The organism is Actinocrinis puniceicyclus, from assembly GCF_018283645.1.
In the GTDB taxonomy this organism is placed as follows: domain Bacteria; phylum Actinomycetota; class Actinomycetes; order Streptomycetales; family Catenulisporaceae; genus Actinocrinis; species Actinocrinis puniceicyclus.
On record NZ_JAGSXH010000080.1, the window covers coordinates 1 to 13,073 of the forward strand.

At 71.9% G+C, this 13,073-nt stretch carries 11 protein-coding genes; 4 read left to right on the forward strand and 7 right to left on the reverse strand.

Translation table 11 applies throughout. The features are described from left to right. Positions 1-132: 132 nt before the first annotated feature. From KGA66_RS20080 to KGA66_RS20095, 4 genes are read left to right on the forward strand one after another with little or no spacing between them, the layout of a single operon-like run. Complete coding sequence (locus tag KGA66_RS20080; RefSeq protein WP_438822063.1) at positions 133-522, forward strand: roadblock/LC7 domain-containing protein; 390 nt, start codon at positions 133-135, stop codon at positions 520-522. Beyond that, positions 519-875, forward strand: a complete 357-nt coding sequence (locus KGA66_RS20085; protein ID WP_211469719.1) for a DUF742 domain-containing protein — start codon at positions 519-521, stop codon at positions 873-875. The genes KGA66_RS20080 and KGA66_RS20085 overlap by 4 nt, the downstream gene beginning before the upstream one ends. Further along, a complete protein-coding gene (locus KGA66_RS20090) occupies positions 856-1,482 on the forward strand; it encodes a GTP-binding protein (RefSeq protein ID WP_211469720.1) in 627 nt (208 codons plus the stop codon). The genes KGA66_RS20085 and KGA66_RS20090 overlap by 20 nt, the downstream gene beginning before the upstream one ends. Beyond that, positions 1,479-2,993 carry a cytochrome P450 gene (locus KGA66_RS20095; protein ID WP_211469721.1) on the forward strand — a complete coding sequence of 505 codons (1,515 nt, stop codon included), beginning with the start codon at positions 1,479-1,481 and terminating at the stop codon, positions 2,991-2,993. The genes KGA66_RS20090 and KGA66_RS20095 overlap by 4 nt, the downstream gene beginning before the upstream one ends. Positions 2,994-3,156: 163 nt before the next feature. Here the strand turns inward: KGA66_RS20095 and KGA66_RS20100 are convergent, their stop codons facing one another. The 7 genes from KGA66_RS20100 to KGA66_RS20130 all read right to left on the reverse strand — a co-directional run bounded on the left by KGA66_RS20100 (position 3,157) and on the right by KGA66_RS20130 (position 13,035). Continuing rightward, positions 3,157-4,182 (reverse strand): terpene synthase family protein, encoded by a 1,026-nt coding sequence (locus KGA66_RS20100; protein ID WP_211469722.1) that lies wholly within the window; start codon positions 4,180-4,182, stop codon positions 3,157-3,159. A gap of 337 nt (positions 4,183-4,519) precedes the next feature. Continuing rightward, positions 4,520-6,133: a hypothetical protein gene (locus KGA66_RS20105; protein ID WP_211469723.1), complete on the reverse strand. Its 1,614-nt coding sequence runs from the start codon at positions 6,131-6,133 to the stop codon at positions 4,520-4,522. Beyond that, positions 6,130-7,467 (reverse strand): protein phosphatase 2C domain-containing protein, encoded by a 1,338-nt coding sequence (locus KGA66_RS20110; RefSeq protein ID WP_211469724.1) that lies wholly within the window; start codon positions 7,465-7,467, stop codon positions 6,130-6,132. Before KGA66_RS20110 ends, KGA66_RS20105 begins: the two co-directional genes overlap by 4 nt. Before the next feature lie 64 nt (positions 7,468-7,531). Beyond that, positions 7,532-8,218, reverse strand: coding sequence for a vWA domain-containing protein (locus KGA66_RS20115; RefSeq protein WP_211469725.1), 687 nt, complete (start codon positions 8,216-8,218; stop codon positions 7,532-7,534). Continuing rightward, a complete protein-coding gene (locus tag KGA66_RS20120; RefSeq protein WP_211469726.1) occupies positions 8,211-9,947 on the reverse strand; it encodes a vWA domain-containing protein in 1,737 nt (578 codons plus the stop codon). The genes KGA66_RS20115 and KGA66_RS20120 overlap by 8 nt, the downstream gene beginning before the upstream one ends. Next, a complete protein-coding gene (locus KGA66_RS20125) occupies positions 9,944-12,262 on the reverse strand; it encodes an ATP-binding protein (RefSeq protein ID WP_211469727.1) in 2,319 nt (772 codons plus the stop codon). The genes KGA66_RS20120 and KGA66_RS20125 overlap by 4 nt, the downstream gene beginning before the upstream one ends. After that, positions 12,259-13,035: a nucleotidyl cyclase domain-containing protein gene (locus KGA66_RS20130; protein ID WP_211469728.1), complete on the reverse strand. Its 777-nt coding sequence runs from the start codon at positions 13,033-13,035 to the stop codon at positions 12,259-12,261. The genes KGA66_RS20125 and KGA66_RS20130 overlap by 4 nt, the downstream gene beginning before the upstream one ends. Positions 13,036-13,073: the final 38 nt, after the last annotated feature.

Consider the following 13,073-nt stretch of genomic DNA (forward strand, 5'->3'; position numbering starts at 1 on the left):
CCCGCCCGGCCTGTGGCTGGCCGCGTTCCAGAACGCCGTATCGGGCGAGAAGTCCCCAGCGACCCCGCAGCCGCCGGGGGACGCGTCGTCGAGCAAGGAAGGTGAGCAGTCGTGACCCAGCTGCGGCCGAGCATGGACTGGATGCTCAAGGACCTCGCGGAAAGCGTGCCCGGAACCCGCAACGTCGTCGTTCTCACCGCCGACGGCCTGCGGATCGCGCAGTACGGCACCGACGAGGACACCGCCGACCGCCTCGCCGCGGCCTGCGCGGGCCTGCAGAGCCTCTCCGTCGCGATCGCCTCGGAGTTCCCGACCGGCGACCGTGCGCTGCGACTGGTCGTCATCGAGGCCGGCGGCGGTTTCTTCTACCTGATGGCCGCGGGCGCCCGGGCGTACCTCGCGGTGCTCGCCGACGAAGGCGTGGACGCGGGCCTGATGGGCCAGCAGATGCGCGATCTGGTCGCCCGTATCGGCCAGCACCTGACCAGCCCGCCACGTGTCGAGGGGCAGGTGGTCACGTGACGGGAGCGCACGCCTCCTGGGACGAAGGCAGCCCCGAACGCCTGTACGTCATCACCGGCGGACGCAGCGGCGGGGCCGCCGTCACGCTCGACCTGGTGACGCTGATCGTCTCCCGCAGCGCCCCGCAACCCGGCATGCAGCCCGAGCAGGCCGCGATCCTGCGCATGTGCCAGTACCCGCTGTCCATCGCGGAGATCTCCGCCTACCTGCGCCTGCCCTTCAGCGCCGCCGCGGTCCTGGTCGCCGACCTGATCGCGGACCGGCGGGTGGAGGCGCGCGCCCCGGTCATGGCCACGTCGCTGCCGGACCCCGAACTGCTGAAAGCGGTGATGTATGGGCTTTCCAAGCTCTGAGGCGCCCGCCGAGCCCCGGGCGCAGGACGCGCTGGCGCCCTCGGTGAACACGGCCGTGAAGATCGTGATCGTCGGCGGCTTCGGCGTGGGCAAGACCACCATGGTCGGCGCGGTCAGCGAAATCAGGCCGCTGACCACGGAGGAGACCATGACGCAGGCCGGGGTCGGCGTCGACGACCTGGCCGGGGTGGAGCAGAAGACCGCCACGACCGTGGCCATGGACTTCGGCCGCATCAGCCTGAGCGACCAGCTGGTGCTCTACCTGTTCGGCACACCCGGGCAGGAGCGCTTCTGGTTCCTGTGGGACGGACTGTTCCAGGGGGCGCTCGGCGCGGTCGTGCTCATCGACACCCGCCGGCTCGCGGCCAGTTTCGACGTGCTCGGACAGTTGGAGGAGCGCGGCGTGCCGTTCATCGTCGCGATCAACGCGTTTCCCGACTCGCCCGCGCATCCCGTCTCGCAGCTGCGCACCGCGCTGGACCTGCCCGAATCAGTACCCATCGTCAACTGTGACGCGCGCAGCCGCGCCTCCAGCCGTGATGTTCTGCTTTCTCTGATGCGTTACCTGTTCACCCTGACCACCACCCCTGTGCCGGAGCCGCTGTGACCCTCCCCGCCGATCAACCCAGTGTCGGACAGCTCCGTGCCGACTCGCCCGCGCCCGCGGCCCCGCCGCCCGGATGCCCCGCCCACCAGGCGGCGGCCCGGCTCTACGGCGGCGAGGCCGAGGCCGATCCCGCCGGGCTGTACGCGAAGCTGCGCGAGCAGCACGGCCCGGTGGCCCCGGTGCTGCTGGAAGGCGAAGTGCCGGCGTGGCTGATCCTGGGCTACCGGGAGAACATGGAGGCCGCCCGCACGCCGACCCGCTTCTCCCGCGACGCCCGGATCTGGCGCGAATGGCAGGAAGGCCGGGTCAGGCCGGACTCCCCGCTGATCCCGATGGTGGGGTGGCGCCCGGACTGCGTGTCCCAGGACGGCGAAGAGCACCAGCGGCTGCGGTCCGCGGTCAACGACAGCCTGGGGCGTTTCGACCGGCACGGCGTGCGCCGTCACATCCAGCGGTACGCCAACCAGCTCATCGACGGCTTCGCGCCGCTGGGCCGCGCGGATCTGCTGGCCCAGTACGCGCAGCACCTGCCGATGCTCGTGCTCACCCGCCTGTTCGGCCTGCCGGAGGAGTTCGGCCCGCGCCTGGTCGAGGCGAGCACGGGGCTGATCAAGGGCGGGGAGAAGGCGGTGGCCTACAACGAGTACATCATGCGGGTGCTCAGCGATCTGGCCGCGACGAAGAGCGCGGAACCGGGGTACGACTTCGCCTCCTGGCTCATCGCGCACCCGGCCGGGCTGACCGAGGACGAGGTGCAGAACCACCTGCGGCTGGTGCTGATCGCGGCGAACGAGACCACCACGAACCTGATCGCGAACACGCTGCGGGTGGTGCTCACCGATCCGCGTTTCCGCGCGTCGCTGACCGGCGGGCTGATGACGATCCCGGACGCGGTCGAGCAGGTGTTGTGGGACGAGCCGCCGCTGATGGTCTGCCCGGGCCGTTTCGCCACCGGCGACATGGAGTTCGGCGGCCAGCAGATCCGGGCCGGCGACCTGCTGGTGCTGGGGCTGGCGGCCGGGAACACCGACCCGGCGGTGCGGCCCGACCTGAGCACGCCCGTGCACGGCAACCGCTCGCACCTCGCGTTCAGCCGCGGCCCGCACGAGTGTCCCGGTCAGGACATCGGCCGCGCCGTCACGGACTGCGCGGTGGACGCGTTGCTGGCCCGGCTGCCGGACATTCATCTGGCCGTGCCGGAGCAGGAGCTGAACTGGACCTCGTCGACCTGGTCGCGGCACCTGGACGTGCTGCCGGCCGAGTTCACCCCGCGGCGCGTCGCGCAGGTGCCGGCCCAGCGGCTCGCCACCGAGCCGCGCCCGGCGAGCGTGCCGCGGACGGCGTCGCAGGGCGCTGCGCAGGATGGAGCGCAGGGCGCTGCGCAGGGCGCGCCGCGCAGCGCGCCACAGAGTGCTGAATCAACGGCGCCCGAGGCGGCTGCTGCGGCCGTTCCGGCAGCGGCGCCGGGTTCGGGATGGCGGGCCCTGATCCGCAGGTTCTTCGGGATCTGACGCTGCGCGGCCAAGCGCCGCAGGAGGCCCCGGGCCGCGGCCGGTACCGCGATGACGTGGTACCGGCCGCGACCGCTGGAGCGGGAGCCGGCGCCGGAGCGGGCGAATCGCGCCGATCCCCGGCGGGCCGGCCGGCTCAGTTCTCTCGCGGGCGCCGGCCGGCTCAGCGCGGCAGCAGGTCGTCCACGAAGCCGCGTCCCAGCCGCTCGGCCTGCGCCGCCTTTCCGGCCTTGGCCGCGGCGTACCGCCCGCTGTGCAGCGCCCAGTCGTAGTTGCCGCGGATCCAGTTGCGGATGCCCTCGGCGCCCTTTTCCACCGCCCGGCGCTCCGCGGTGCTGAGCACCAGTTCGTCGCACAGCGCGGGCAGTTGCACTTCGAGGCCCAGGTACCGTTCGATCTGGTGCACCGCCATGCGAACCGCTTCGTCGATCGCCGCCTGGCGGGACAGACCCTTCTCCCGGGAGAGCACCGTCACCAGGTTGTGCGGATCACCGCGCCGCTCCTCGCGCTCCAGCGAGTGGATGTCGTTCATGTACGCGATGGCGTCCGCCGCCGTGTCGCGCATACGCCGCATCAGCGGGTGCGCCTGAACCTGCGCGGGGACTTCGAAGCGACGGCTGCGCTCGGCCGCGTCGATCGAGTGGTGGATACCCACGGTGACGCGGCGCAGCGCGAGATATTCGCTCAGGCCGAGCACGACCCCGTCGGCCGAAAGGCGCACCTCGTGCGTGTGCGCGGCCAGGAAGCGACCCCAGGAAGAGGCGAAGCGGTTGCACCAGGTCAGCGACATCCCGTCGGAAAGCCAGGCCCACACCTCCGACCAGGCCAGCGTGATCGGGCAGCGCACGTCCGGCCGGGAGCGCAGCGGCCGCAACGGGATCATCACCATCTCGCGGGCCACCTCGGCCACGCGCGCGGCGTAGCCCTCGACGTTCGCGTCGAACTGGTCGTCGAACAGGAACGCCAGCGAGAACCAGTTCATCAGCATGTACATGTCCTCGGCGGACGCGTAAGGGTACGTACGCGCGGCCGCTTGAGGCAGGTCCCAGGACGTGTACTCGAGCATTCCGGCCTCACTGTGCACCAGCCCCCGGGACCTGACCCACTCCAGATGCCGGCTCCTGGCGGCGTCCAGGTGCGGGCTGACCGGGGCCGCGAACGGAACGATGAAGGGTATTTCCTGCGGCATCAAAGCCTCCATGCCAGCGGTGACGGCGGGGTGGCGCTGACAGCGAACGCCATACCGTACCGGCACCGAACAATGTGTTCGAATCTCTTGATATCCGGTTCGGAACCGGTATGTGTCTTCTGTAACACCTGCGATTGCAGTGTATGGCAGAGGCCTGTGAAAGTCGGCATTGATGTGTCACGTCGGCCGGTTGACGGAGTAGGCCCGAGCGGTCGCGGGAAGCAGGGGTCCGCGCGTGACGAGTGATGCGGTGTGGATCAGTTACCGCGGGCCCGGGCGGCCTGGCCGTGCGTGGCCGGCTCCACCGGCCATCCGGGAATCCTCGACGCCGATCCGCTCACAACTGATCGGCCGTGTAGGTCGGCAGCCCGAACTGCGCGGCCAGCGGATTCCACTGCGCGACGAAGTTCTGCTTGTCCTGGGTGGCCGTCTGCGAGGCCTGATCCCCGCTCTGGTAGCCCTGGTCGGATGAGGTGTCGACCGGGCAGCCCTGCGACGCGATGTCCTGCATCCACTGCGCGTATCCGCTGTCCGCGGAGGCGGAGTCCTGCAACAGGCTGACCAGGGTCGAGCGCAGGCTCTCCCCGCCGGGGATCGCGTCCACCGGCAGTTGCCCGGCGGCCTGGGCGTCGTCGGTCCGGCTGCGCGCGCTTGACTGCAGAGTACTGATTCCGGATGCCGGGTCCTGGGTACACGCGCCGACCCCGTTGACGGCGTTACCCACGGCGGATCGCGCCGACGCGGTGTCCGACAGGATCGAGACGAAAGCGCGCAGCTGTGCCGACTCGCCGGAGGTGTCGCTCGGCGAGGGCGACGGGGAGTCGGTGGGGGAGGTGTTCTGACCGCCCGAAGTATCCGAGGACTGACCGGAGTTCTGGCTGTAGCCGTTCGCCGCACCGGAGGACCCCGAGGAGTTGCCGTTGACCACGGCCAGGGTGATGCCGAGTCCCAGCACCGCGGCGGCCAGCGTGGCGAGCGCGCCGACGCGCCGCGCTCCGCTCGGCGGCCGCGCCGCGTTCGGCCGCGGCGACTGCGGGAACGGCGCTCGCGGCGGCACCGGCCCGAGGGCGATCGTCTGCTGCGCGGGGTCCTCGGACGCCATGCGCGCCGCGGCTTCGAGCGGCGCGAGCCAGGCCGCCAGCGCGGGGCGCTGCCCCGGGGCGCGCTCCAGGGTCAGGTGCGCCAGCTCGCCGACCGCCGGCGCCGCGGCGGTCAGCCTGGACGGGTCGCGCGAGGACTGGTCTCGGGCGAACAGCCGCGAGGCCAGCAACGCGAACTTGTAGGCGTCGCCGCTCGCCGTGGCCGGCGCCTCGCCCTGCGGCAGCTCCCATTCGGTCGTCTCCACCTGCGGCAGCACGTCGCGCCCGGCGACGCGCATCGCGTCGCAGTCGATCAGGAAACAGCGCATCCCCGGGGCGGCCGCGGCGAACAGCAGGTTCTTCGGCGAGAGGTCGCCTACCGCCACCTCGAACCCGTGCAGCCGCACCAGCGTGGCCGCCAGATCGAGCAGCAGCGCGAACCGGTCGCGTTCGCTGACCGTCAGCCCGATCCCGGCGACGTAGTCGTCGTCGTTGAGCAGGAACTCGACCTGGGCGAGCCGCGGCTTGCCCTGCTGCGTGCCCGACAGCGTCCGCAGCGCGAAGGAGAACTCCGGCGGCACGGCGCGCATGAGGAAGCCGCAGACCGCGCCGCCGTCCGAGACCAGTTGCGTGGGCCACGAGGCGTGCTCGCCGAGCCACAGCCGGTCGTCCGGAGCCAGCCGCGCCGCCGTGTCCACCATCTCTTCCAGCGCCGCCACGTCCACCTGGTCGCGGACCTCGACGCGGTACTCCTTGTAGACGGCGTCCAATGCGCCGCCCGCCTTGACGTTCAGCACCGGATACACCGCGCCCTGGCCGCCCTGCCCGAGCCGGTCCCCGAGAACCAGGCCGCCGCGCTCCAGCGTCTTCATCGCGGGCCCGAGCCCGCGCCGGAGCCCTGGACGGTGCGCGGCCAGAGCGCCAGCAGGGTCCGGTCGTCGTCGAAGGTCTCCCGGGAGAAGTCCAGCAGGTGTGCCAGCCCGCGGGCCGGCGGCGGCTGGGCCAGCCACTGCGCGAACAGCCGGCCCACCTGGCCCCGTCCGTCGCCGAGCGCGTCGCCGAAGCCGTCCGTACCCACGAGCAGGACCTGGCCCGGTACGAGGGTGAGTTGTGTCTGATCCGGCGGGTCGGGCACGCGCGGCAGCGGGTGCACCGCCGAGGAGACGACCGCGGCCGCCGGATCGTCCTTCGCGCCGAGCGCCGGCCGGTACTGCCCCTCGGCGAGCAACCAGGCCCCTGAGTCGCCGATGCGCGCCATCGACGCCGTCAGGCCCTCGGGCGCCGGCGTCGCGAAGCCGGCCACGAGGGTCGTGGCGAACAACTTCTCGGCCTCGGCCGGGTCGATCGCTCGCCCGTATCGCCGCGCCGCCGCCATGAGCAGTTGGTCCGCCGCGGTGCGCAGCACCTCGCGCCACTGCGGGGCATGGCCAGCGTCTAAGTGCTCTGTCATCACGGCCAGCGCCGTACCGCAGGCGAGGCGGGCGCCAACCTCGGCCTCCTCGGCGCTCGACACGCCGTCCGCGACGGCGAACAGCACCGTGCCGGTCGCCGCGTGTACGCAGGCTTCGACGTGGTCCTGACGCGGCTTGCCGTAGTAGCGGTGCGAATATCCGCGCACGGAGGCGAGGCGGACCGTGGCGTGCGCGGTGGACCAGCCGTCGAACTCGGTATCCGGCAGGTGTCTCGCGCCCGGCGGTTTCGGCTCGAATTCGGTGGTGGGCCGGTCCACGACGATCGGAGCCCATCCGGGCGGCCAGACCTGCGCGGCGTGCTCGTGCTCGGGGCCTTGCTGTCCTCCTTGCGCCTGTCCTCCTTGCGCCTGACCGTCGGCCTGATCCGTGCTCTGCTGGGCGGCGCGCTGCGGCCTGGCGTGGCCCGGACCCGCGCTCGGCTGCCCGGGGTGGACCTGCCCGGGACGATCGTGTCCAGAGCGGTCCTGATCGGGGCGCCCCCGATCGGGGTAGTACGTGTGACCGGGCGTGTACGTGTCGGGAGCGGCGTACGGATCGTCCGATACGGGCCCGTACACATCGTGGCGCGGGTCGTTTCGAGGCGCGTCGTCGTACCACGGAGCGTCGTAGCGTGCATCGAGCGCGCCGTAGCCGGGGCGGCCGATCTCGCTTTGCGGATCGCGCGCGTGCCGGCGGCCCGGTTGCTGCCGCGCCGGTTGCCCCTGTCGCCGCGGATCCCGCTCCGGTTCCCGCATCGGATCCTGTTCCGGCTCTGGCTCTGGCTCCGTGTCCTTCCTGAAGCGCACTGCCCGACCCCCGTCACACGTAGTCGATGGCCATGTTGAAGGTGTCCGGTCGCTCGATCCGCAGTTCGGGGTTGCCCGAGGCCATCGCGCGGCCGGACTCCACGACGCTCGCGGTCAGCGCGTTGAAGAACTGCGCGATGGAGCGGCCCAGATCGGCGCCGGGTACGGAGACGAAGGCGAAGTTCGGGTTCGTCGCCACCTCCAGGATCGTGCGCGGCTCGGCGTCGCCGATCCCGCAGGCGATGATGTTCGGCGCCGGGGGCGTCACCGCGCGGTCGATCAGCCTGCGGTGCGGAACCTGCCAGGCGTCGTCGTCATCGTCGGTGGGCTGCCCGTCGCTCAGGAAGAACACCGCGGGCCGGTGCACCTTGTATCCGTCGTTCTTGAGTGCCGAGACATCGTGCGGAATGCGCACCAGCAGGTCGTTGAACACCGCCTCGTAGCTGGTGCCGCCGCGCATGGTCAACTGCGGCAGGTGGCGCTCGGAGCGCACGTCGGCGAGCGGGAGGCGTACCTTGACGTCGTCCGAGAAACCGAGCACCGCAAGCCGGACCTTCGCCGCGATCATCGGTTCGGCACGCAACGACTCGTGCAGCGCGATCAGGCCCGCGTTCAACTCGTCGCGCTGCGGGTTCATCGAGAACGACTCGTCTGCGAGCACGTAGACCGGCAGCAGGATGCCCCTACTGGTGTCAGCCATCTGAATCCCTCCGGGTCTGCGCGGCCTGGAGGAACCCGTCCGGCCGCACGATGTCGGTGTTGCTCGATCCGTTGATCTGGCTGAGCGCAAGCTGCGTGATCGCCTTCTCCAGGAACGCCAGGTACCGGGACACCGCCTCGGCCGGCGCCAGGCCGGGACGCGCGGTGAAGGCATAAGCCGGCGTGGACGCCACGCGCTGGGCCAGCTGCGCCGAGCCCTCCCCGAGCGCGCACGCGACGACCACGGGCGCGTACTTGAAGGTGGGCTTGTCGGTCAGGCGCCGCAGCGCCGCGGGCCACTCGTCGTCGTCCACGGCCGGCGCCGCGGTGAGCAGATACACCGTCGGGCGGTTCACCTTCAGGTCGCCGGCTTTCAGCGGGTCGACGTCCTCGGGGATGCGCCGCAGCAGGTGCTCGAACAGCCGCGCGAGCCGCGCCGGGCCGCCCGCGGCGAAACGCGGCGAGAAACCGCCGCCGGACACGGTCGTCATCGGCATGCGCACCACCGTCTCGGCGGCGAAGCCGAGCACCGCGAGCCGCAGCACGCTGGAGACGGTGGAGGAGCGGGAGAGCCGCTCCATCAGGCCACGCACTCCCTCGTCCACCGCGGAGAGGTAGCCGTCGTGCCGGAAGGACTCGTCCCACACCAGATACACCGGCAGCGCCTGGCCCGCGCCGGAGGGTTGCGCGGTCGAGCGGATCACCCGGCCGGCGGGCGCGTTCGCGTGCGGCAGATCCTCGTCCCAGTCCGAACCGGAGGTCAGCGCCGCCTGCCCGCCCTGCGCACCCGGCCAGCCGGTCTCCAGCTGCGCCACCGTCTGCGCGCGCAGCACCTCGACGTCGGCGGCCTGCACCAAACCCTCGGCGACCATGTAGCGGAAGAGTTCGGACTGCCGCTGCGCGTCGAGGTTGCGCTGGTTCTGCAGCCCCGCCTCATACTTGACCAGCATGTCCAGGGCCTCGGCGCTCTGGTCGGGATGCTTGGCCAGGTGCGCCGTGATCAGCGCGCGCACGTCCAGCTTGCGCCGGCCCAGCACGCGCTGCTCCTCCTCTTCGGCGGCGATGCGCGCCTGCTGGTCGAGCTGGTCGATCTCGTGCCCGCCGCGGGTGGCGGCGACCGCGAGCTCGTGCTCGACCCCGCCGATCTCCAGCCTCCGGCGGCCGTCCACCAGTTTCTGCAGATATATGCGGGCGGCCGGGTCCGGCGAGAGGCTCACCGTCAGGTAGTAGATCTCGATGCCCTCGTCCAGCCGCAGCGGACGCGGGAAGCGCAGATTGATCTCGCTCTCCGCGTCCGCGGCCTGGGTGATCTCGAACCGGCGGGTGATCGGCCGCAGGTGAGCGCTCAGCGCGCTGTACACCACGGTGAGCGCGTCGGTCACGTTGCGCCGGACCACCTGTTCGGGGTCGAACACCCGGAAACCGACGTCCACCACGGCGTCGAAGAAGTACGCGTCCCCCTGGCTCGGCAGCGGCGTGCTCCTCAGCTGCGCCTTGCGGCGGTGGTCGCCGAGATCGACCTCGTAACGCAGCCGGTACTTCGAGAGCACCTTCTCCGACCAGGTCAGAGCCCTGCCACCGAAGCTGGTGACCTCGCCGAACCCCGTGGCGTACACGACGGCGATGTGCGGGTCGGCGGTCTTGGCCGGGGAGAGCCCGCGGTGCACCGGTTCGGAGGCGAGGATCAGCCGAACGGGTTCGCCCGAGGTGTGCCGGTTCGATGGGTTCACGATGTCAGCTCCCTGTCGGCCGCGATGATCGTCCGCAGCGCCGAGGCGACGGCGGGCAGCGGGGTGATGCCGTCCGCGGAGGTCCACGCGCGGGCGTAGGTGTCGAGGATCAGCGCGCACCGCCGGTCGCCGCGCGCCATCGACCGCAGCAGTCTGAGGAACACGTCGCGCAGTTCCTCGTCCGCCTCGGCGGATCGCGCCCAGCCGGTCATCACGTCCTGGGCCTGCTCGTGGAAGCGCGACTCCTTCACGACCCGCCGCCACACCGAGGCCAGCGGGTCCCGAAGTTCCTTGTGCTCCCGCGCCGCGGCGAGCAGGTACGGCCAGTCGTCGCGGTGCGCCGCGTCGGACATGCGCGCGTGCAGCGAGTTGGCCAGGATCAGGAACGCCAGTTGCGCGCTGTGCGTGCGCCGCCGGTCCGCCATCGCGCGTTCCAGCGCGGACAGCGCGTACTCGGCCAGCTCGAAGTCGCTGTTCCACAACAGGTCCGTCAGGCTGTCGCCGATCGCCCAGCCCACTGAGATACGTCCGTTGTCGAACTCGTCCTGCGCGCTGGCCAGCAGGCGGTGCAGCGCGTCCACCGCGGGTTTCGGGTCCAGCCGGCCGAGACAGACCCCGTGCACGCGGGCCGCGGTCGCCTGCGCCGAGCGCGACGAGGTGTTCGCGTACCAGCGGCCGGTCAGGCGGCGGATCGCGGGAACCAGTTCCGGCACCGAGTAGGCGACCTCGCGCAGGGCGTACGCGACGGCGTCCCAGCGCTCCTCGCGGTTCCCGTAGGCCCAGGGCTCCAGGACGCGCTCGCATACGTAGTCGAACGACTCCGCGGCGATGCGCCCGAGTGCCAGCCCGGCGCGGATGCGCACCGGCAGCGCGCCGTCCGCGGCCAGCGACGCCAGCCAGTCCAGCAGTTCGGGCTGGATCTGGTACTGGGACCAGACGTGCCGCAGCACGGCCTGCGGGCGCAGGTGCGGATCGCGGTACGCGATCGTCTCGGTCACGCTGCGCCCGTAGTCGCCGCGCACCTCGATCTGCCGCACCGCGGCCATCAGGCGCCGAAGTCGCTCGGAGCGGTCCGTGCGGAACGGCCCGGCGCCGTCGTACGGTCCGTCGGCCGGCGAGCTGATCACCAGGCTGCGCGGCCGCCCGAGCCGCTCGTGCAGGCCGCGGGCCGCCGCGCTGACCCGCTCGTGCGCCAGGCCGCCGAGCACCGCCAGCGCGACCGCGAAGCAACGGGTCTGCGCGTCCTCGAGCGAGGCGAACCAGATGTCGAACTCCTCGGTGCCCCAGCGCGACATCCGCGCGGCGATGCGCTCCGCGTCGATCCGGCCGTGGGTCTCGTACTCCCGGGCGACCCATTCGGCCAGCCGGGCCGCCAGCGAGCAGGAGTCGGCGCGCGGTAGCAGCCGCTGCGCCACCCAGCGCACGTCCTCGCGCTCCAGCACCAGCTCGCCGAGCGACTCGCCGAGCCGCCAGCGCACATGGTTGTCGAACACCTCGCCGTGCCGTGGCGGCGCCGACAGGGTGAGGGTGTAGGCGAGCAGGTCCGGGTCGGGCAGCGGGGTGTGGTCGTCGATGATCAGCGCCAGCCGGGCGTCGGCCCGCTCCAGCGCCTCGTCGATCCGCTGCAGCGAGGCCGCGCGCAGGTGCCCGAACTTCTCGGGGCGCACCAGCAGGAATCGCGCGTCCCGCTCGATGCCGCCGTCCGGGCCGCCGTCCGCGCGCACCGACTCGGCAAGCTGGTTGAGGTCGATCGCGTCGTCGAGGTGGAAGACCGAGCCCGAACGCAGCAGCAGCCTGATCACCGCGGTCGTCTTCCCGCAGCCGCGCGGTCCACGCACGATCACCGTGCGGTGGCTGAAGAACCCGGCCGACAACTCCTCCCAGCCCTGCGGCTGCGCGAACGCCGCCGTCGCCGGGTCCTCAAGGTCGGCCGAGAGGCGTTGCGGCGGCAGCCGGTGCGCGCCGCCGAGGAAGAACACGTTCTTCTGGCCCGCCACGTCGCCGTGGATCGCCCATTCCGCGTCCGAGAGCGATTCGCCGCGCACCGAGCCGACGCCGGCGCGTGAGGTGGCTTTCGAGGCGGCGTCGCCGGCGGGGTCGGCCTTCTCGGCCTCGCCGCCGGTCTTCTTCTCATCGCCCTGCTTCTCGCCGTGCGCCTTGTCGCCCTGGCCTTCGGGCTTGCCCGCAGCGGCGGCCGCGGAGCCCTCGCCGGCTCCGGCCGGCTGGTTCGCGGCATCCGGCGACGCCCCGTCCACCGCGCCGCCGGCAGGCCCGGCCGGGGTGGCACCGGGACCCGCCGCGGGCTGCTCGGTCACGGCGCGAATCCCTCCCGCTCGTCCCCGTACACGTTCTTGACCTGTGCGACGCCCCCGTTGACGGTGCCGTTGTTGGTGAAGCTGAATCCACCGGAGGGCACCGCGGGGAACGCGGGCGTACTCGGGCGCTGCGGCCCGGGGCCCGCGGGCGGGCTCTGTTCGCGCGCCTCGCCGCCGAGGCCGGGCGGGCTCGGGTATCCGGGCACGTATACCCAGCCGACGATTCCGTGCTGCTGCTTCACATCGAAGCTCACGGAGCGGTACGCAGCTGTGTCGATCGCGCGGTACTGGTGCCGGATCACGTCGCGGTACAGGCCGTCCGACACGATGAACACGAGTTGTGCCCGGCCGGCCGCCTTGAGCACTTGGCGCAGCGTATCGGCGTCCAGCAGCCGCGCGGTCAGGTTGACGGCGTCGCCGCACCAGCCGTGTCCGTCCGCGTCCACCAGCCCGTGGTGCAGCGCGATGCGCAGCCGCATCGTGTATTCCGCGCTGACCTGGCGGGTACGCTCGGCCAACCGGTCGACCAGTGCCCGCAGGTAGGGACCGGCCAGTTGCGCGGGCGGAACCGTCGGCTCGATGAACAGCAGAATGCTGTCGCCGGCGTCCTGCACGCCGAAGCCCTGCCATTCGAGCCCCGCGTCGGCCGCCGCCGCCCGGGCCAGTTCGTAAAGCGCCGAGCGCAGCGAGCGTTGGACCGGATTGGCGCGGGTGCTGAAACCCTCGATGTCCATCGCCAGAATCGAGCGGTGAATGGCCTGCTCGGGCCCCATGATCCCTCCCGTTCGCAGTCGAACCTGTTTCGACCATA